The 20,849-nt window shown below is 43.4% G+C and carries 17 protein-coding genes; 14 read left to right on the top strand and 3 right to left on the bottom strand.

Annotated elements, in window-relative coordinates; all coding sequences use genetic code 11:
* Nucleotides 1-329: 329 nt before the first annotated feature.
* Genes Q0993_RS00935 through Q0993_RS00970 form a run of 8 tightly spaced genes read left to right on the top strand, consistent with a single transcriptional unit; the run spans nucleotide 330 to nucleotide 7,013 of the window.
* Nucleotides 330-1,019, top strand: coding sequence for an RraA family protein (locus Q0993_RS00935; RefSeq protein ID WP_299528909.1), 690 nt, complete (start codon nucleotides 330-332; stop codon nucleotides 1,017-1,019).
* 20 nt (nucleotides 1,020-1,039) lie between these two features.
* Nucleotides 1,040-1,780: an SDR family NAD(P)-dependent oxidoreductase gene (locus Q0993_RS00940; RefSeq protein WP_299528912.1), complete on the top strand. Its 741-nt coding sequence runs from the start codon at nucleotides 1,040-1,042 to the stop codon at nucleotides 1,778-1,780.
* Nucleotides 1,781-1,827: 47 nt separating this feature from the next.
* Entirely contained in the window at nucleotides 1,828-2,625 is a 798-nt protein-coding gene (locus Q0993_RS00945) for an SDR family NAD(P)-dependent oxidoreductase (RefSeq protein WP_299528915.1), read from the top strand.
* A gap of 5 nt (nucleotides 2,626-2,630) precedes the next feature.
* The gene (locus tag Q0993_RS00950) at nucleotides 2,631-3,764 is read left to right on the top strand and encodes a mandelate racemase/muconate lactonizing enzyme family protein (RefSeq protein WP_299528918.1); all 1,134 of its coding nucleotides are present in this window, start codon (nucleotides 2,631-2,633) and stop codon (nucleotides 3,762-3,764) included.
* Nucleotides 3,761-4,639 carry a RidA family protein gene (locus Q0993_RS00955; protein ID WP_299528921.1) on the top strand — a complete coding sequence of 293 codons (879 nt, stop codon included), beginning with the start codon at nucleotides 3,761-3,763 and terminating at the stop codon, nucleotides 4,637-4,639. The genes Q0993_RS00950 and Q0993_RS00955 overlap by 4 nt, the downstream gene beginning before the upstream one ends.
* Nucleotides 4,640-4,643: 4 nt before the next feature.
* Nucleotides 4,644-5,402, top strand: coding sequence for a creatininase family protein (locus Q0993_RS00960; RefSeq protein ID WP_299528924.1), 759 nt, complete (start codon nucleotides 4,644-4,646; stop codon nucleotides 5,400-5,402).
* Nucleotides 5,399-6,874, top strand: coding sequence for a sodium:solute symporter (locus Q0993_RS00965; RefSeq protein ID WP_299528926.1), 1,476 nt, complete (start codon nucleotides 5,399-5,401; stop codon nucleotides 6,872-6,874). Before Q0993_RS00960 ends, Q0993_RS00965 begins: the two co-directional genes overlap by 4 nt.
* 1 nt (nucleotide 6,875) lies before the next feature.
* A complete protein-coding gene (locus tag Q0993_RS00970; protein WP_299528928.1) occupies nucleotides 6,876-7,013 on the top strand; it encodes a hypothetical protein in 138 nt (45 codons plus the stop codon).
* A 60-nt stretch (nucleotides 7,014-7,073) separates the two neighbouring features.
* Here Q0993_RS00970 and Q0993_RS00975 read toward each other — a convergent pair whose 3' ends face one another.
* The 3 genes from Q0993_RS00975 to Q0993_RS00985 form a co-directional block, all read right to left on the bottom strand.
* Nucleotides 7,074-8,540, bottom strand: a complete 1,467-nt coding sequence (locus Q0993_RS00975) for a glutamate synthase subunit beta (protein ID WP_299528930.1) — start codon at nucleotides 8,538-8,540, stop codon at nucleotides 7,074-7,076.
* 8 nt (nucleotides 8,541-8,548) lie between these two features.
* Complete coding sequence (gene gltB, locus Q0993_RS00980; protein ID WP_299528932.1) at nucleotides 8,549-13,057, bottom strand: glutamate synthase large subunit; 4,509 nt, start codon at nucleotides 13,055-13,057, stop codon at nucleotides 8,549-8,551.
* A 415-nt stretch (nucleotides 13,058-13,472) separates the two neighbouring features.
* Nucleotides 13,473-14,615, bottom strand: coding sequence for an acyl-CoA dehydrogenase family protein (locus Q0993_RS00985; protein WP_299528934.1), 1,143 nt, complete (start codon nucleotides 14,613-14,615; stop codon nucleotides 13,473-13,475).
* A 280-nt stretch (nucleotides 14,616-14,895) separates the two neighbouring features.
* Here Q0993_RS00985 and Q0993_RS00990 point away from each other — a divergent pair, with 280 nt between their 5' ends.
* Genes Q0993_RS00990 through Q0993_RS01015 form a run of 6 tightly spaced genes read left to right on the top strand, consistent with a single transcriptional unit; the run spans nucleotide 14,896 to nucleotide 20,737 of the window.
* Nucleotides 14,896-16,128: a Glu/Leu/Phe/Val dehydrogenase dimerization domain-containing protein gene (locus Q0993_RS00990; RefSeq protein ID WP_299528936.1), complete on the top strand. Its 1,233-nt coding sequence runs from the start codon at nucleotides 14,896-14,898 to the stop codon at nucleotides 16,126-16,128.
* 16 nt (nucleotides 16,129-16,144) lie between these two features.
* Nucleotides 16,145-17,482, top strand: coding sequence for a sodium:proton antiporter NhaD (nhaD, locus tag Q0993_RS00995; RefSeq protein ID WP_299528938.1), 1,338 nt, complete (start codon nucleotides 16,145-16,147; stop codon nucleotides 17,480-17,482).
* Nucleotides 17,483-17,534: 52 nt separating this feature from the next.
* Complete coding sequence (locus tag Q0993_RS01000) at nucleotides 17,535-18,227, top strand: MotA/TolQ/ExbB proton channel family protein (protein ID WP_120713660.1); 693 nt, start codon at nucleotides 17,535-17,537, stop codon at nucleotides 18,225-18,227.
* Nucleotides 18,228-18,236: 9 nt separating this feature from the next.
* A complete protein-coding gene (locus Q0993_RS01005) occupies nucleotides 18,237-18,623 on the top strand; it encodes a biopolymer transporter ExbD (RefSeq protein WP_120713659.1) in 387 nt (128 codons plus the stop codon).
* The gene (locus Q0993_RS01010; protein WP_299528940.1) at nucleotides 18,623-19,525 is read left to right on the top strand and encodes an energy transducer TonB; all 903 of its coding nucleotides are present in this window, start codon (nucleotides 18,623-18,625) and stop codon (nucleotides 19,523-19,525) included. The genes Q0993_RS01005 and Q0993_RS01010 overlap by 1 nt, the downstream gene beginning before the upstream one ends.
* Nucleotides 19,526-20,737 carry a folylpolyglutamate synthase/dihydrofolate synthase family protein gene (locus Q0993_RS01015; protein ID WP_299528941.1) on the top strand — a complete coding sequence of 404 codons (1,212 nt, stop codon included), beginning with the start codon at nucleotides 19,526-19,528 and terminating at the stop codon, nucleotides 20,735-20,737.
* The last annotated feature ends 112 nt before the right edge of the window (nucleotides 20,738-20,849 follow it).

Raw genomic sequence — 20,849 nt, forward strand, 5'->3', positions numbered from 1 at the left:
TCCATTCCGAACAGGGAAGTTAAGCCCGCCAGCGCCGATGGTACTGCCCCAAAAGGGCGGGAGAGTAGGGAGCCGCCTTCCTCGGGCGCCCCCTCCGCAACATGCGGAGGGGACGCCCTTTTTTATTTTAAAGACTTTACAGAACACTTTCGTTAATCGTATAACGTAGGCCGCTTATATAAATTCCAAACAACACGGATTATCCCAAATCTATTTTTTGGTCGATTCCTATCGACTTTGATAGTATTTTCATTAGAAAGCTCATATCTTATCCCATACTTTTGTTCATAGTCACTATATATTGAAGTGTCGGAGATAAAAAATGACTTATGATATGGCAAGATGATGATGAATTATTCCAACTGATAAAGTCAGAATTGTTTTCTGCCGTGGTTGGAGATGTCATGGATAAATTGGGGTATTTTCATCAATTTCTTTCCCCCAAAATAGTACCATTACAAGATAACATGGTCGTTGTAGGTAGGGCCATGCCCGTTCTCGAAGCGGATAGTTTTGGAGAAATCTCCCCAAGCCAAAAGAATCCAATAATGTCCAAACCTTTCGGTTTAATGCTTGAGGCTCTGGACGACTTGCAAAAAAATGAAGTCTATATCTGCACGGGATCTTCGCCCGAGTATGCCCTTTGGGGGGAATTAATGAGTGCAAGAGCCCTGCAATGTGGCGCGGTCGGTGCTGTGGTTGATGGCTATTCCAGGGATACCTCCGGAATTCTGGAATTAGGTTTCCCTACCTTTTCCTATGGACGATACGCACAAGATCAAGGACCCAGGGGCAAGGTCATAGATTATAGGGTGCCCATTGAAATGAACGGAGTATGGATAAATCCGGGTGATATCATATTTGGTGATAGGGATGGTGTATGTGTAATTCCCCGAAAAATAGAAAAAGATGTTATGGAAGCTGCTTTGGAAAAAGCTCGCGGGGAAAAAGTGGTGCTTAAGGCAATACAAAATGGGATGTCCGCAACAGAGGCCTTTGCCAAATATGGAATTATGTAGGTTTAAAAATGGATATTCGGATGAATAGGTTTAAAGGTCAAGTAGCGATCATTGTAGGTGGAGCAAGAGGTATCGGGAAAGCTATTGCCCAACGACTATTTAAGGAAGGTGCCGAAGTTGACGTCCTTGATGTTTTGAATGCTGACTTTTCGGAATTGGAAAATAACCATAGGACCATTAAAACTACTCTAGTCGATATAACGGACGAAGTCACATTGAATGAAGCGGTCAAAAGTGTAATAGATACTCATGGCAGACTGGATATCTTGGTGAACACTGCCGGTATTGTGGGCCCTACTTCAACAAAGATCTCGGAGTATTCGTTAGCGGATTTTCAAAAAGTGATTGATATTAATCTTACCGGGGCCTTTATTGTCACCAAAGCCGTACTTCCCCAAATGAATAATCAAAAATATGGCAGAATCCTCCATCTTGCTTCCATAGGAGGTAAAGAAGGGAACCCGGGTATGGTGGGTTATGCATCCAGCAAATCGGGCCTTATGGGCCTTGTTAAGGGAGTAGGAAAGGAATATGCAGATAGCGGGATTACAGTTAATGGCATAGCACCGGCAGTAATTGCCACACCCATGAATGAAGATACAGCACCTGAGATGCTCAGCTATATGGCATCAAAAATTCCGATGGGAAGATTGGGAACTACTGATGAAGTAGCTTCATTGGCATGTTGGATTGTTTCGAAGGAAGCAAGTTTTAATACGGGATACGTCTTTGATTTATCCGGAGGTAGGGCAACCTACTAAGAGTTTAAGCGGAGTTATCCTATACCTATTAAGGTTTTGATTATATAATGAAAATAGACTTTACCGATAAAAATTACTTGGTGACCGGAGGAGCTGGCACGGGTGTTGGCGCTGGTATTTGTGAAGCTATTTCAGATTGTGGGGGAACCTTATTGCTCAATGACCTTGATTTGGCCAAGACAGAGGTCGCCACCAGAAAATATCCAAAGTCCCATGCAATAGTCGGGGATATTAGCGACACAAAGGATGTGAAACGGATTTTTAGGGAAATAAAGGAAAAATATGGACTGGTACACGGACTGGTCAACAATGCTGGTATCGGTTTACACAAGGACGCCCATTTGGTAGAAGAATCCGAATTCGACAATCTTTACAAGATAGATGTAAAGGGAGTTTGGTTAATGGCCCGGGCCTTTGTAAAACAATTGATGGAGGCCAATGAAGTGGGTCATATCGTTAACATATCCTCGGTTCATGCACGTGAAACCACCGCTAGGTATGCTATTTATGCTAGTGCAAAGGCCGCAGTAGAGGGGTTGACCAGGGGCATGTCCATTGAGTTAGGGGAGTTTGGAGTCCGCTGCAATGCCGTGGCACCGGGTTATGTAGATTCCGAACAAAGTAGGGATGCCGTTGCTTCTTGGACCGATGCACCCAAGGCGTGGATTGATGACCAAAAAAACGACTATCAAAGCCTCAGACATATGATAACCGCACGTGACTGTGGAAATGCGGTGGTCTTCTTATTATCCCATATGGCCAATTCGATTACTGGGCAAACGCTTACCGTAGATGCCGGTTTTACCAATTTATTGTATGCTAATAGTTTTATTCCCAAAACCTAATTCCTATGCGAATAACCCATATCAATCTATACGAAGTAAAAGTACCTGCGCATCCTGGAACCATTGCGAGCAAAGGTATTGATAAGCCTTTGCATAAACTTCCTGTAGGTGCTAAAGCCGGATGGAGCGTGCAGTTCGATGCAATATCCAAATTACTGGTACAGGTGGAGTTAAGCAATGGCGTAATAGGATGGGGTGAATTATATAGAGGTCATGATTGGAACATGGTCCATAATATCTGTGATATTCTCATTGGGACAAATATTACCGATCTGGTACTTCAGAAATTACCTTTTGTTTTCTGCAGGGAGTATGACGGATTTGAATGTGCCCTTTGGGATGCCTATGCGAGATTGAAGGATGTTAGGGTAGTAGACCTCTTGGGAGGTGCGATGAAGGATAGAGTAAAAATAGGGGCATGGTCTAGCCACCGGCATTTAGATGATATTGGCGAGTTAGCTTCCAATTTTGAAAAACAAGGTTATGATTGTCTAAAATTTAAAACAGACCTGGAGGATGATGTGGTAGGTTGGTGTAGAAAAATTAAAGAGGCGGCTCCAGGGATGAAGGTCATTCTTGACCCTAATGAACGTTGGGAACATGGGTATGAGGTCAGGAAACGTTTGGATGGTCTAAAGGAAGTTGGCAATGTACTTTGTATTGAAGATCCTATTCCAAGGTGGCAATTATCGGAGTTCTCAAAACTACGGGCATATAGTTCCATTCCAATTGTCTTACATGTGTCTTTGCCCTATATTTTACATGGACAAAGAATAAAGGACAGTATTCAGGCTATTCAACAACAAGCCGTGGATGGCTTTAATTTTAATTGCGGATTAGCCAACTTTCAACGGTTGGATCATATAGCCTCTGCAGCCGAACTTCCTTGTTGGCATGGGTCGGAAGTAGATTTGGGAATTATGGAGGCTATGTATGTGCATTCCGCCGCAGCGGCCCAATCCTGCATTTGGCCCAGCGATATATTCGGCCGATTGATTAGAGAACACGATTTGCTTAAGGTACCCTTAAAGATGGAACCTCCATTCGTGTATCTTCCTGAGGGTATAGGATTGGGGATAGAACCGGATATGGATGCCATTGCGGATTACCAAGTAAGTACAAAAGAATACAAGGCATGAAAACAAATCCTTTTCCCGCTAATGATTTGGATAGAAGATATTTATGGGAGATGTTGGTGAATCGGGATATCAAAGCTTTCGTATCCCAGGATTGGTCCATGGTACAGGACGATTTTATTGCAGAAGGGTTTATGGGCATTGATGCTGGAAAACAACACGATGTAGATAAATGGGGATTAAAATATCCTAGCTTGGAGGCTTATAAAACAGAATGGTTGTCCCAAGCAAAGGAATTTGCCAAAGTAGATTTGGTAGAAGACAAGGAGGATGCCTTCCATCGGGTGACTATCTTACAGGATATTGAAATACAAGGGACTTTTGCGCTTTTGCATAAAAAGTTCTTTGGGCCGATACAGAAGAAGGATGGTGGTCAAATAGAAACGGATTGGCAAACCCTATATCGCTGCAGGAAAGTTGGGGATGTATGGAAAATAGTAGGTTTTACAGGTTATATGCCTCTGATGCCAAAAGCTGTGGATACAACCGGGAATATTGGCAAATCCTTACCAAGGAACGCAGGTCAGCATAAAACTGCCGGACCCTATGCACCGGTATTGGAAGTGAATCCTGGAAAATTGGTCGTCATTTCGGGTCAAGCTGCTATTGATAAGGAAGGCAATGTAATTGGGGAGACCATTGAGGAACAGACCGCTTATACCTTGGACAACTGTGCTTTACAATTGGCTTCTGCCGGATGTGCTCTCCAAGATGTCTTCAAAGTCAATGTTTACATTAAGGATTTAAAGGAATGGTCTCGTTTTAACGCCGTGTACAAGAACTACTTTACCGAACCAAAACCGGTCCGTACCGCGGTGGAGTCAGGTTTGTTGATGACCTTGCGGGTGGAGGTAGAAATGTGGGCCGTAAAAAAATAATGTCATGATCTGGGACGAATTGACCACTTTGGATTTTAAAAAAATCGATAGGAACATTCCGGTTCTTCTTATTACTTCTGCAACCGAACAACATGGTCCGCATTTGCCGTTGGCCACGGACCGATTAATAGGGGAACATTTTGCCCTTTCGTTGCATGAAAAAATACCTGATGACATACTAATTTTACCTGTTATGTCCATTGGTTGTTCTGACCACCATATGGATTTTTTGGGATCTTTGACCTTAAGTCATGGAACCTTTATGAATCAGGTGGAGGATATGGTGAGATCTGTGATACACCATGGATTTACCAATATCGTACTTCTAAATAGTCATGGTGGCAACCAGGCAGTAAATCAGGTTTTGGTAGAAAAGTTGGGTAATGCCCATCCGTGTGTAAAAATTGTCATGGCCACCTGGTGGAAATTAGGAGGTTCGGAATTGGGATTGCTAAACGAAGGTGGAACCATGAGTACGGGTCACGCCGGTGAGTTCGAGACTTCACTGATGTTACTGATAGCTCCCCATTTAGTGCGGAAGGACGCCTATGAAAGGGGAAAACATTCCAAAACCTATCAATGGGCCGAAGGTGATATGCTACATTCTCCAAAAGTAGCCCTATATCGCTCTATTAAGGAAATGACTTCCAATGGGGTATATGGTGATCCTACCCACGCCTCCACCACCAAAGGGTCAAAAATCACGGAATTGATATTGGAAAACCTTCAAAGGATTGTCCTTGATTTAAAGGACGCGAAATGACCAACTTCGACTTTGGCATTGATGGGGGAATCGTTGTGTTGTACCTTGTAGGTACCATTACCGCGGGGCTTTGGGTACGTCGTTATGTAAGGAATGTAAATGATTTTTTGGTTGCAGGGAGAAGTGTGGACCTATATTTGGGAATTGCTTCACTGGCGGCAACAGAGTTTGGTATTGCTACCTGTATGGCCAATGCGGAGCTGGGCTTTAAATATGGCTTTGCAGGTTTTACCCCGGGAATTGCCTTGGCCTTGGCCATGTTCATTGTAGGTTATACCGGATTTTGCGTTAAGCCGTTGCGTGATAGACAAGTAATTACCCTACCCGAACTTTTTGAGGATAAATTCGGATCAAAAGTACGCTGGGCCAGTGGCGTTGTCATTGTTTTGGGAGGACTGCTCAATATGGGCGTCTTTTTGCGGCAGGCCGGGAACTTTTTAACGGTAGTATGCGGTTTTGATATGGCCTATCTGGAAATCGTAATGACCCTTATTCTTTTGGGGGTTGCCGCCTATACGATTCTGGGAGGTATGATTTCGGTTTTTATTACGGATTACATACAATTTGTGGTAATGAGCATTGGTCTTATCGCCGTGGTATTTTTGGTGGTCTACCAGTTCGGCTGGATGGATATGTTGTTCAGCTTGGACCGGATCAGGGGCCCAGTGGCCTACAATCCATTTGAGGACGACACTTATGGACTGGATCGTATCCTTCTTGATATCCTTTTGGCTTTCGCTTCGATCTTGACTTGGCAGACCATTATTTCCAGGGTACTATCGGCAAAGGACACCAAAACGGCCAAACATATCTTTATTGGTACATCACCCTTTATGTTGGTTCGTTTTGCTATTCCTGCCATATTGGGTATTGCGGCCCTTCATTATTTTGGTCCAGATAAATTTTCCGATAGTGAGGCGATTTTGGCCATGCCCACTATGTTCGCCCAACTTTTACCGGTAGGATTAATTGGAATTGTGGTAGCGGCCATGTTGGCTGCGGATATGTCCACAAATTCTTCCTATATGATCGCTTGGAGCTCGGTGATTTACAATGATATCATGAAACCGATTCACAAGGGATTGTGGTCAAATGCAAAAGGACTTCGTTGGAACCGTATTCTAATTGCCCTGATCGGGGTTTTTTTGCTGCTTTATGGATTGTGGTACCCCCTAAAAGGAGATCTCTGGGTATATCTTCAGGTCACCGGGACTATTTATCTTTCCAGCATGAGTGTCCTTTTGATCGCCGCTTGTTATTGGAAACCTGCCAACAATTGGGGGGCCATAGCCGCAATAACGATTGGTTGTGTTATTCCAATAAGCTATTTGATATTTCAGGAAATAGCCCTAACACAGCAATGGATATTGAAGGTAGGACCTTATAAATTTGGAGCCGTCACTTATTTTGCAGCCGCTCTTGCCATGGTCGTAGGTTCTATGATTAAACCATCAACCCAAAAAACAAATTGACATGGAACATTGGTTTTGGACGATACTCTGTTTTTTGGTACTGGCTTGGTACCTTGTGGTCACTATTGTCGTAGCCTTTCGCGGAGGAATCGACATCAAAAGGATGTTGGGCAAATGGAAACGGGAAATGGAAAAATAAAGCTACGCTATGGTCCTATGAAATTATAGGGCCAAGCTGTATTTAAATTAGTCTAAAATGTTATACCCTAGGCAAGTCCCCGTCACCTTTTAATGGCAATTCCGAACTTCCCATTAGATAGGCATCCACGTGATGTGCCGCCTGCCTGCCTTCGGAAATCGCCCAAACGATTAGGGATTGTCCCCTTCTTTGGTCACCTGCCACAAAGACTCCCGGAACATTGGTTTGGTAGTTCGTTTCCGATGCCTTGATATTGGTTCTTTGGTCGGCTTCCAATCCTAACTGTTCGGCAATGGTCATTTCAGATCCGGTAAACCCTAATGCCAAGAGTACCAATTCACATTCCCAATTTTTTTCCGTTCCCTCTACCTCCTTTAAAATGGGACGTTTTCCGGGTTGTTTTATCCATTCAACCTCCGAAGTGATTAAACCTTTTAGATTACCCTCCCCATCGCCAATAAATTCCTTGGTAGAAATGCTGAAAAACCGCTCAGCGCCTTCTTTATGAGAAGAGCTGGTACGTAATCGCATCGGCCAGAATGGCCAAGGCTGGCCCTCTGGCCTATCCGTTGTAGCCATGGGCATGATCTCGAAATTTGACACTGATTTTGCCCCCTGACGGAACGAAGTCCCTATACAATCCGATCCCGTATCGCCACCACCAATAACAATAACGTTCTTATCGGTAGCCAAAATTTCCTTATCAAATTGGTTGACCCCGTCCACCCTTCGGTTGTTCTGAGGCAAAAAATCCATGGCCTGCACCACACCTTTTAAATCGGCTCCTTTTATGGGTAGATTTCTACGGACCGTGGCACCACCACAAAGGACAATGGCATCAAAATCCTGCTTTAATTGAGTAGCTTCTATATCTTTTCCCACATGGACATTACATTGGAATTCTATGCCTTCCTCTTCCAATATTTTCAGTCTTCGATCTATGATATGCTTTTCCATTTTAAAATCAGGGATACCATACCGTAATAAACCCCCTGGTTTTTCATCGCGTTCAAATACCGTTACCCAATGTCCGGCCCGGTTCAATTGCTGTGCCGCGGCCAATCCCGCCGGTCCCGACCCTACAACTGCAATCTTTTTTTCGGTCCTGTTTTTTGGTGGTTTGGCTTCCACCCATCCTTTCTTAAAAGCGGTTTCAGCAATGTTCTTCTCTATATTTTCAATGGAAACGGGATCTTCATTGATGCCTAGAACACAGGCTTCCTCACAGGGTGCGGGGCATAGCCGACCTGTAAATTCGGGAAAGTTGTTGGTGGCATGTAAAATCCCGGCTGCCTTTTCCCATTTGCCTCTATAAACCGCATCATTAAAGTCAGGAATCAGATTGCCCAGTGGACATCCACTGTGACAAAAAGGAATACCACAGTCCATACAACGGGCCCCTTGGTCCTTAAGCTCCTTTTCCTTCATGGGAAGGGTAAATTCCTTAAAGTTTTTAACGCGCTCCTCTACAGGGGCATATTTCTCTACTTTTCTATCGAATTCCAAAAATCCTGTTATCTTTCCCATTTCTCCACTTATATGGTTTCCAACTTTTCTTTTTCCAATCGAATCAATGCTTGTCTATATTCCTCGGGGAATACCTTTATGAATTTGGGAAGGTTTTCCTCCCAATCCTCCAAAATACGCTGGGCCAATGGACTAAGGGTTGCATTATAATGATTCTCGATAAGTTCCCTAAGTTGTTTTATATCATTGTCCTCATCAACCTCCAATAGGTTTAGGGTTTCCGTATTGCATTTTTGCCTAAATGTCTTTTTCTCATCAAAAACATAGGCGATGCCACCACTCATTCCGGCGCCAAAATTCCTTCCCACCTCTCCCAGGATTACTGCTATGCCCCCGGTCATATATTCACAACCATGGTCTCCGATTCCCTCTACGACAGCTTTGGCACCGGAGTTTCTGACACAGAAACGCTCTCCAGCCTTTCCGTTTATATAAGCCTCGCCAGATGTGGCTCCATAGAGTGTCACATTACCGGTAATGACATTTTCTTCAGGTTGTAAGGTAGATTTGTACGGTACTTTAATGACCAATTTGGCACCGGATAATCCTTTGCCTAGATAATCATTGGTATTTCCGTTGACCACCATGGTCAATCCCTTTGTGGCAAAGGCCCCGAAACTCTGTCCCGCAGAGCCTGAAAAATTTAGCTTTAATGTATTTTCAGGGAGTCCTTCCGCACCGTATATTTTTGATATTTCATTGCTTATGATAGCCCCTACCGCCCGGTCCGTGTTATGTATGGGAAAATCCAAGGTCAACTTTTCCTTTCGGAACAAGGCCGGATGTGCCTGTGCGATGATGTCAAATTCAATGGATTTATCGACATCGTGCTGTTGTTTCTGGGTGTTGTAGAATTTAGTACCAGTGGGGACATCTACTTGATACAAAATTGGAGTTAGGTCAATCCCCGCCGCTTTGTAGTGTTCAATGGCTTTTTTTCGATCCAATTTTTGAACTTGGCCTACCATTTCATTTACGGTCCTAAAGCCCAACTGGGCCATGATTTCCCTAAGCTCCTGGGCAACAAAGTACATGTAATTGACTACATGCTCGGGTTTCCCCTCAAACTTTTTACGCAATTCCGGATTTTGGGTGGCTATACCCACAGGACAGGTATTTAAATGGCAAACACGCATCATAATACACCCCGAAGCCACCAGAGGTGCCGTTGCAAAACCGAATTCCTCGGCACCCAAAAGACAGGCTACCGCCACATCCCTACCGGTTTTTAATTGTCCGTCGCACTCAAGCACTACCCGGTTCCTAAGATCATTAAGGACCAAGGTTTGTTGCGCCTCGGCAATTCCCAGTTCCCATGGAAGCCCGGCATGTTTTAACGAAGTTAAAGGGGAGGCCCCTGTACCACCGTCGAACCCGGAAATAAGGATTACATCTGCTTTTGCCTTTGAGACGCCCGCTGCAACTGTTCCCACTCCGACTTCGGAGACCAATTTTACATTCACCCGTGCTTTTCGGTTGGCGGATTTTAAATCGAAAATCAATTGGGATAAATCCTCAATAGAATAGATATCGTGATGCGGGGGAGGTGAAATCAAGCCCACATATGGGGTAGAGTTCCTTGTCTTGGCTATAGCCGGATTTACTTTTGGGCCCGGAAGTTGCCCACCTTCCCCGGGCTTTGCCCCTTGGGCCATTTTGATCTGTATTTCCTGAGCGTTTGTAAGGTAATTGGAAGTTACCCCGAACCTCCCGGAGGCTACTTGTTTTATCGCACTATTACGCCAATCGCCCGTAGCATTTTTATAAAATCGTTCAGCGTCTTCCCCACCTTCGCCAGAATTGCTTTTCCCGCCAATACGGTTCATGGCTATGGCCAAATTTTCGTGGGCTTCTTTGCTTATGGAGCCGTAGGACATGGCCCCGGTCTTAAACCGCTTCACGATTTCGGTCCATGGTTCTACTTCCTCCAGTGGAATAGGGTCAAAATTTGAAAACTCAAATAAACCCCGGATTGTCATTAGATTTTTTGACTGTTCATTCACCATTTCGGAGAATTCCTTATAGGTATTCGACTCGTTGTTACGGACAGCCTTTTGAAGTTTGGCAATGGACAGGGGATTGAACATATGCTTTTCACCGTCCCTTCTCCAACGATATTCCCCTCCAATCTCCAAATCCAGGGTCGCCGCCAATTCCTTTTTTCCAAATGCCTTTTTATGCCGTTTTGCGATTTCCTTTTCAATCTCGTACAAACCAATGCCCTGAATTCGTGTAGGTGTATTGGGGAAGTATTTATCAACTACTTTGGTATTTATACCGATACATTCGAACAATTGTGAACCTCGGTACGAATTCAAGGTAGAGATACCTATTTTGTTCATTACTTTTAAGATTCCCTTACCAATCGCCTTGTTGTAATTCTCAATGGCCTCTTCGAAGGTGAATTCGGTAATATCGTTTTCTTCGATCTGTTCCCCAATAATTTCATTCACCAGATACGGGTTAATTGCACTTGCCCCAAATCCGAACAGGAGGCAGAAGTGATGTACTTCCCTTGGTTCGGCAGATTCAATGATGATACTGAGTTTTGAGCGTTTGCCCAACCTTTGGAGTCCACTATTTACATAAGAACACGCTATAAGGGCGGGAATCGGCGCATTTTCCGCACTAACGTATCTGTCGGAAAGAATTATAATGTTAGCCCCTTCATCGATGGCCCTTGAGGCTTGCTCCAAAATGGATTGCAGCGCATCCTCAAGACCGTTATGGCCTTTTTGGACTTCGTATAAAATAGGAATGGAAACCACCTTATAATCCGGACTGGAATCGTAATTCTTTATTTTGTCCAGGTCTTCCTTGGAAATAACCGGATTCTGGATTTTTAGTTTTCTACAGTGGTACTCCGTAATGTCGAAGATATTATGGTCCATGCCTAGCGTAAGGCTTATGTCCGTAATCAATTCTTCACGAATACCGTCCAGGGGAGGATTTGTCACCTGTGCAAACAGCTGCTTAAAATAATTGTAGAGCAATTGGGGGCGTTCCGAAAGCACTGCTATGGGGGTGTCCGAGCCCATGGAGCCTATAGGTTCCTTGGCGTTCTTCCCCATAGGCAGGATTATGGTATTGATGTCCTCCAACGTATATCCAAAGGCGGACTTTCGCTTCTCCAATGTCGCTTCCCCCAAGAATAGCGGGCAATCATTATAGGGGATATCCCTAAGGTGTACCAAATTGTTGTCCAACCATTTTTTATAGGGATGTCTTTGGGCAATTTCTTCCTTTATTTCCTCATCGTTCACTATTCTTCCCTCCTCCATGTTCACAAGGAACATTTTACCGGGCTCCAATCTTCCATGATATTCTATATTTTCCGGTTCCAATTCTACCACCCCGGTTTCCGAGGACATTACTACATATCCATCCTTGGTCACTGAATATCGCGATGGGCGTAATCCATTTCTATCCAAAACCGCTCCTATATAGTTCCCATCGGTAAAGGGTATGGAAGCAGGTCCGTCCCAAGGTTCCATAACACAGGAATTGTATTCATAAAAGGCACGTTTGGCTTCGGACATTTCCGGGTTTTTTTCCCAAGCTTCGGGAACCAACATCATCATAACCTCTGGTAACGATCTTCCGGTCATCAACAAGAGCTCAACCACCATATCCATTGTTGCCGAGTCCGATTTTCCTGGGAGGATTATGGGCAATATTTCTTTTATTTGTGGGCCGAACAAATCACTTTGGAGCAAGCCCTCCCTGGAACGCATCCTTGAGACATTGCCCCGTAACGTATTGATCTCACCATTATGACACATATATCGGAAAGGCTGTGCCAAATCCCAAGTGGGGAACGTATTGGTGGAAAACCTTTGATGGACCAAGGCCAATCGTGTGACCACTTTAGGGTTCATCAAATCTTTATAATATAGACTGATGTCCTTGGGCATCAACAGTCCCTTGAAAATGATGATTTTGGTAGAGAGACTGGGAATATAGAAGAATTTGCTTTCGGAGAGTTTAGATTCAATAATCGTATGTTCCGTGACCTTACGGGCTATGAAAAGTTTTATATTAAAATCGAAATAGGTCTGTTCGGAGTTTTCCTTTCCGACAAAAATCTGTTTTACAAAAGGTTCTGTTTCCGTGGCAATTCGCCCTGGTACCGACTTATTGACCGGAACATCGCGCCAACCCAACAAATTGAGTCCTTGTTTTTTAATATTTTCCTCAAGCACCGAAATACAGAAGTTCCGCTGGTTTTCCTTTTGTGGCAAAAAAACATTGCTCACAGCATACTCCCCCGGTTCGGGAAGATTAAAACTACAGATATCCTTAAAGAAATTATGGGGAATGTCGATTAGGATACCTGCGCCGTCACCTGTTTTTCCATCCGCGCTCACCGCACCTCTATGCTCTAATTTGTCCAATATCTCCAATGCCTTGTGAATAATATCATTGGATTTCTTCCCTTTAAGACTGCAGATGAAACCTGCACCACAGTTATCATGTTCAAATTCCGGTAGGTATAACCCTTGCTTCTTCAATTCCATTAGGTACAATTTAGTTTATTTGTGAAAGGCCTTCAATAATTTGGTGTGCCTTTCAGTAGATGTACTAGTGCAAAACAACGTGTTTCAAACATTATGGTATTTCTTCAAAAATAGCATTATTGATGAATTATTTATATTGAATCAAAAAAAAGACAATATAAAATTCAACAATTGGAATAAAATGCTTAAAAATATTCAAAAACGAATTTTTGGTCGGTTTAATTTATTAGAATGATAAATTTAAGAAATCAAAAAAGGCTTTGAAAAGATTTTATGGGGTAAGTCGCCCCATTTTTAAAATAAATAACAAATACCCCCTGTGTTTTTATAGGGGCAACACTTTTAATTGTTCAAAAAACAAAGTTCACCCCTTAAATCTTGAGGTACTGGATTTAGGTGCAGAGCAATAGGTATGTTAATCCCTTAAAATATCCCTTGAGATAACGATTTTTTGAATTTCGGAAGTGCCTTCATAAATCTGTGTAATCTTGGCATCGCGCATTAACCGTTCTACATGGTAGTCTTTTACAAAACCATTGCCTCCATGGATTTGAACGGCTTCAATGGTGGTTTCCATGGCCACTTGGGAGGCATAAAGTTTGGCCATTGCTCCGGAGAGAGCGTAATTATTTCCTTGATCTTTATCCCAAGCAGCCTTATATACCAAATGGCGGGCCGCTTCTATTTGTGTATGCATGTCCGCCAATTTAAAGGCTATGGCCTGATGATTGGATATCTCCGTGCCAAACGCTTTGCGTTCCTTCGAATACTTCAAGGCCAATTCATAGGCCCCGGCAGCAATACCTAGTGCCTGTGCCGCGATGCCGATTCTGCCTCCTGCCAGGGTTTTCATGGCAAATTTGAATCCAAAACCATCATCGCCGATCCGGTTTTCCTTAGGGACAATTACGTCATTAAAAATAAGGGAATGGGTGTCACTACCGCGAATACCCAACTTATTTTCCTTGGGGCCTATTTCAAAACCTTCCATCCCCTTTTCCACGATCAGCGCATTGATACCTTTATGCCCCTTTTCCTTGTTGGTCTGCGCGATTACCAGATAAACTTCTGCCGTATTGCCATTGGTAATCCAGTTTTTGGTACCGTTCAATACATAATAATCACCTTTGTCCAGGGCCGTGGTTCTTTGTGAGGTGGCATCACTGCCAGCTTCGGGTTCGGAAAGACAGAATGCCCCTATAATTTCACCTGTTGCCAAACGCTTTAGATATTTTTCCTTTTGAGCCTCGCTCCCAAAGGTTTCCAATCCCCAACAGACCAAAGAATTGTTTACAGAGACAACGACGGATGCCGACGAATCCACTTTTGAGAATTCTTCCATGGCAATGACATAGGATAGGGTATCCAGTCCACTACCACCATATTTGGGATCTACCATCATACCCATAAACCCCAGTTCCCCCATTTTTTTTATCTGTACAGCTGGGAATTTTTGCTCCTCGTCACGGTCTATTACGCCGGGAAGCAGCTCGTTTTGGGCAAAATCCCGGGAAGCCTGCCGTATCATTAATTGCTCTTCGGATAAGGTAAAATCCATAAAAAGTATCTTATTTTTCCAAAACAAAGATAAGGCTACATAACTAAATCCAGGGTAGCTTTACAAGCTATTTTCAGTATCGTTAAATTTGGTTGTAGGGAATGGCGAAACCTATTAAAAGCCATAGCAAATTTCTATATTTGTTACTGTCATCTTTCAAACTGATTTAAGCCTAATAGTATGAGACAACATTAGCTCCAGCCAAGGACAATTACGGAATAATGAAAAGTATTACATGTTAAATGTATTCTAAGTCACATACAATTTTAAATCGTTAACAATGAAAGAATTACTCCAGGAATATGAGAACAAAAGACCTGAAATTGTTTTCAATTGGAAAGACCCTGAGACTGAGGCAGAGGGTTGGACGGTAATAAATTCCCTTAGGGGAGGTGCTGCTGGTGGAGGGACCCGAATGCGAGAAGGCCTTGATATGAACGAAGTCCTTTCCTTGGCCAAGACCATGGAAGTGAAGTTTACCATTTCTGGTCCGCCGATAGGCGGCGCAAAGTCCGGCATAAATTTCAACCCGAACGATCCACGGAAAAAAGGAGTTTTGGAAAGATGGTACCACGCTGTATCGCCCTTGCTCAAAAGTTATTACGGTACGGGCGGGGACCTCAATGTAGATGAAACCCATGAAGTAGTCCCAATAACGGAGGATGTAGGTGTCTGGCACCCACAAGAAGGGGTTTTCAATGGACATTTTAGGCCTACTGAGGCGGATAAGATCAATAGGATCGGACAATTGCGGCTTGGGGTCATAAAACCTCTTGAAAGTGATAGATATTCTCCTGATATCTCTCGGAAATATACGGTTGCGGATATGATTACCGGTTTTGGGGTGGCTGAGGCCGTTCGTCACTATTATGATATTTTTGGCGGTAATGTGATGGGGAAAAGAGCCGTAGTACAAGGCTTTGGCAATGTGGGGGCGGCGGCGGCCTTTTACCTTTCCCAAATGGGTGCAAAAATTGTGGGCATACTGGATAGGACCGGCGGAATCATCAATGAAAAGGGGTTTACTTTTGATGAGATTAAACACTTTTTCTTGAATAAAAAGGGTAATAATCTTATGGCCCCGGCCAACCAGATGGTTCCTTTTGATGAGGTGAAGGAAAGTATATGGCAATTGCCTACCGAAATATTCGCCCCTTGTGCGGCGTCACGGTTAATTACCCAAAAACAGATAACAAAAATGATGGATACCGGTCTGGAGGTTATTTCCTGTGGTGCCAACGTGCCTTTTGCAGATAAAGAAATCTTTTTTGGCCCTATAATGGAATACACTGATGGAAGGGTAAGCCTTATTCCGGATTTTGTATCCAACTGCGGTATGGCCCGTGTTTTCGCCTACTTTATGGAGAAAAGAGTTGGAATGGATGATGAATTGATATTTAATGATACCTCCAATACCATTAGAAAGGCAATTTTGAATATCTTTAAGCAGAATCCTTCGAAAACCAATTTGAGTAAAACGGGATTTGAAATTGCATTGAAACAGCTAGTATAACTAAAACCGACCGAATATGGAGACCATAATTATTATTGTATTTCTTGTAGGCTATCTGGCCATAACCTTAGAACACAACCTTAAAATTGACAAGTTAATACCGGCTTTGGCTATGATGGCCATATTATGGGCCATTATTGCCTTGGCCCATATGCCCGTATTTGAGGTGAATGCCGAACTCAAGGAATTGGAACCCAGTCATCTGGATGAGATGTTGCTCCATCATCTTGGGAAAACGGCCGAAATACTAGTCTTCCTACTAGGGGCCATGACCATTGTTGAGATCATTGATTATTTTGATGGCTTTGCTACCATAAAGGGTTATATTAAGACCACCAGTAAACGAAAGCTTTTGTGGCTCTTTTCCATTTTAGCCTTTATCCTTTCCGCTATAATCGATAACCTTACTGCCACGATCGTCTTGGTTACTATTCTACAAAAAGTAATCAAAGATCGGGAGACACGACTTTGGTTCGCAGGTTTAATAATCATTAACGCCAATGCAGGTGGGGCATGGTCACCTATTGGCGACGTAACTACTACCATGTTGTGGATTGCCAACAAGGTCTCCGCTGCTCAATTGGTCATTCACGTGCTTTTACCTTCAATTATCTGTATGCTTATGCCAACTTTAATTGCGGGAAGATTCAAGGCTTTTCAGGGGAATATCGAAACGGATATCAATCAAATGGAAACATCAAAATCAAAATATGGTCCCACCATGTTGTATTTAGGGTTGGGTTCCATTGTTTTTGTTCCTTTTTTTAAGACGATTACCCATTTGCCCCCATACGTAGGTATGATGCTTTCCTTGGCCGTGGTCGCAACCTTTGCCGAGATTTATAGTAATGCCAAATTCAGCATCAGTTCGGCCACGGATGAAGGGCACCATGAGGCCGCCCATCACAGCCCTGTCCATAAGGCACTTTCCAAAATTGAACTACCCAGTATCCTATTCTTTTTGGGTATTTTATTGGCAGTGGCCGCCTTGGAATCCCTGGGTATGTTATTTCATTACGCCGAAAGTTTAAATGAAGCCATACCTAACACGGACATCGTTGTAATGTTATTGGGAGTGGGATCGGCAGTAATCGATAATGTACCTTTGGTCGCGGCCAGTATGGGTATGTTCTCCGAAGGGTTGGACAATCCACTTTGGCATTTCATCGCCTATTCCGCAGGAACAGGGGGCAGTATGCTGATCATAGGCTCCGCGGCAGGTGTAGTTGCCATGGGCATGGAGAAAATAGATTTCTTTTGGTATTTACGGAAAATAGCATGGTTGGCATTGGCTGGATTTTTAGCTGGGGCCGTCGCATTTATTTTATTGCGTGATTTTGTACTTCACGGATAATTTTATCGATAAAATGCCGTTATTATGGCAAATCTAAACACTTAAGGAATTTATGTTATTGTTTCTGAAACTTGCTCAGGATCCAGAAATGGGTGAAGTAGTGTCGGAGGAAAAGACACTTTCGGTCATGGACCTGATATTAAATGGGGGCACGGGGAGTGTCGTCATCATCTCCGTACTTTTTGTACTTCTCTTTGTGGCATGCTATATTTATTTTGAACGGCTGTTTGCTATAAAGGCGGCATCCAAAATCGACAAAAATTTCATGAACCAGATTCGGGACCACGTTACCAGCGGTAAATTGGAAGCGGCCAAAATTTTGTGTGCCCAAACCGATTCGCCGGTTGCCCGTCTTACCGAGAAAGGAGTTTCCCGAATTGGAAAACCTTTGGACGATATAAATACGGCCATTGAGAATGCAGGAACCTTGGAGGTATATAAGCTTGAGAAAAATGTAAGCATTTTGGCCACAGTGGCCGGTGCGGCTCCAATGATTGGTTTCTTGGGAACGGTCATTGGTATGATTTTGGCATTCCATGAAATGGCTAGCAGTGGTGGCCAGGCCGAGATGGGTTCCCTGGCCTCTGGAATCTACACGGCAATGACGACCACGGTGGCAGGACTTATTGTGGGTATTATCGCCTACATAGGATATAATCATTTGGTGAACAGAACGGATAAAGTGGTACATAAAATGGAGGCCAATGCTGTAGAATTTTTGGATCTGTTGAACGAACCGCTCTAATCAGGAATTATGAAATTGAAAGGAAGAAATAAGGTAAGCCCGGATTTTAGTATGTCCTCCATGACGGATATCGTTTTCCTCCTACTTATCTTTTTTATGCTTACTGCCAATTCGCCCAATGCCCTGGATTTACTTTTACCCAAGGCCAAGGGAAAATCAACGAATACCCAAAATGTTTCGGTAAGTATCGATAAAAACCTACAGTATTTCGTCAATAACGAAAGAATCAACGGAGAATATATTGAAATTGAATTAAAAAAGGCACTTGAAGGACAGGAGAAACCGACTATCATCCTTAGGGCGGAAGAAAGTGTAGCCATTCGGGAAGCGGTAAATGTTATGGACATTGCAAACCGAAATAACTATAAGGTAATCCTGGCCGTGCGACCCAATTAATGTCATTTCTAGATACGAGACACAAAAAGAAATCATTTACGCTTACTACGCTACTATTAAGCGTATTACTGCTTATATTGTTCTATATAGGCCTCACCTATATGGACCCTCCCATTGAAAATGGTATTTCCGTAAATTTTGGAACCATGGATTTTGGGATGGGCAATGAACAACCCAAGGAAAAAATCAGGTCGGAACCTGTAGATATTCCAGAACCACCCAATGAGCCGGAAGAAGTGCAGGAAACCACAGTACCCGAAGAGATTGAGGAAGAGGAAATAGTAGAAAAAGAACCGGTTGCCGAAAAAGTCCTTACCCAGGAGAATGAGGAATCCATCAAAATAAAAAAGGCACAAGAAGCAAAACGGAAGGCAGATGAAGCTGCCAAAAAGGCCAAGGCTGAAGCGGAACGGATAGCCCGCGAAAAACGCGAGGCAGAAGAAAGGGCCCAGAAAGAAAGAGAGGCCAAAAAGAAAAAATTGGATGAGCTTATCGGCGGCATCAACAAATCCGACGGTAATGCTTCTGGCTCTGAAGGAGATGACAATAGAGCCGGTGACAAAGGTTCGCCTGACGGGGACCCCTATGCTACAAGTTATTATGGTAGCCCGGGTTCGGGCAGTGGTACCGGAGGTTACGGGCTTAATGGAAGATCTCTGGTGAGCAAGGGTAAGGAAAAACAGAATTGCAACCAAGAGGGGAGGGTAGTCGTGAAGATCGTGGTGGATAGAAATGGTAATGTTGTGAGCGCCACTCCCGGTGTAAAAGGGACCACCAACAATGATCCCTGCCTTTTGGATCCCGCTAGAAAAACCGCTTTTAAACATAAATGGAACTTGGATTCGAAGGCTCCAAGCCAACAAATTGGCTTTGTGGTAGTCAACTTTAAATTGGGGGAATAGGTGACTTATGCGGAAACCCTCAATTGGATGTTCGCCCAACTTCCCATGTACCAGCAAAAAGGAAAGGTAGCTTTTAATGGAAAATTAGATAACATTAAGGCCCTTTCTGCACATCTAGACCATCCCGAAGAGAAGTTCAAAAGCATTCATGTTGCTGGAACCAATGGAAAGGGAAGTAGTAGCCACATGTTGGCATCTATTCTACAGGAAGCCGGATATACGGTTGGATTATACACATCTCCCCATCTCAAGGACTTTGGGGAAAGAATCAGAATTAATGGACAAACCATTGGTAAAAAATTTGTCATTGATTTTATAAGCGAAAACAGGTCTTTTTTGGAGGATGGCCACCTCTCGTTTTTTGAAATGTCCGTGGGCATGGCCTTCCAGTATTTTGCCCAGAATCAGGTAGACATTGCCGTAGTTGAGGTTGGCTTGGGAGGTCGGTTGGACTCTACAAACATTATAGTTCCCGAGATTTCCTTAATAACCAATATTGGCATGGACCATTCCGATATATTAGGAGATACCTTGCCAAAAATTGCCTTGGAAAAAGCCGGTATCATTAAGAATAAGGTTCCGGTCGTAATCAGTGAATACCAGCATGAAATTGCTGATTTGTTTAAAGCAGTAGCATTGGAGCGTAATGCAAAGATCGTATTCGCGGATCAAGAAATACACGAAGTATATGAAGTATCCCTCTTAGGGAACTATCAATCCAAAAATGCCAAAGGAGTCGTCGTCGTTTTAAAGGAACTTCAGGGTTTTGAGGTTGCCAAGGAGCATATTCAAAAAGGACTTGCGAATGTAGTGGAGAACACCGGATTAATGGGAAGATGGCAAGTACTACAACAAAATCCGATGGTGGTATGTGATACGGCCCATAATCGTGAGGGACTTTCTGTGGTGCTTGATCAGATGGCCGAACAGGAATATGATATGCTACATATAGTACTTGGCTTTGTAATAGAAAAGGATTTGGATGCCTTGCTTCCACTTTTCCCTGAAAATGCTAGGTATTATTTTGCTAGACCCAAAATTCCACGGGGACTGGATGCTTCCACCTTAAAGATTCGAGCTTCCCTATTTGGGCTACAAGGCGATACCCATGATTCCATCCAACAAGCATTTCAAAATGCCTTGTACCACGCGTCGAATACCGATTTTATCTTCATTGGGGGAAGTACCTTTACCGTGGCCGAGGTGGTCTAATGCTTAATTCCCCATCCCAAGAACCTCAAGCTAGAAATGACGGCTATCCCAGACTTGTCCCTGTGGTTATGTGTCGTCTAATTCTCCTGTCCTAAAATGTTCTGATTTGCAA

It is taken from the genome of Ulvibacterium sp. (assembly GCF_028285715.1).
GTDB lineage: Bacteria > Bacteroidota > Bacteroidia > Flavobacteriales > Flavobacteriaceae > Ulvibacterium.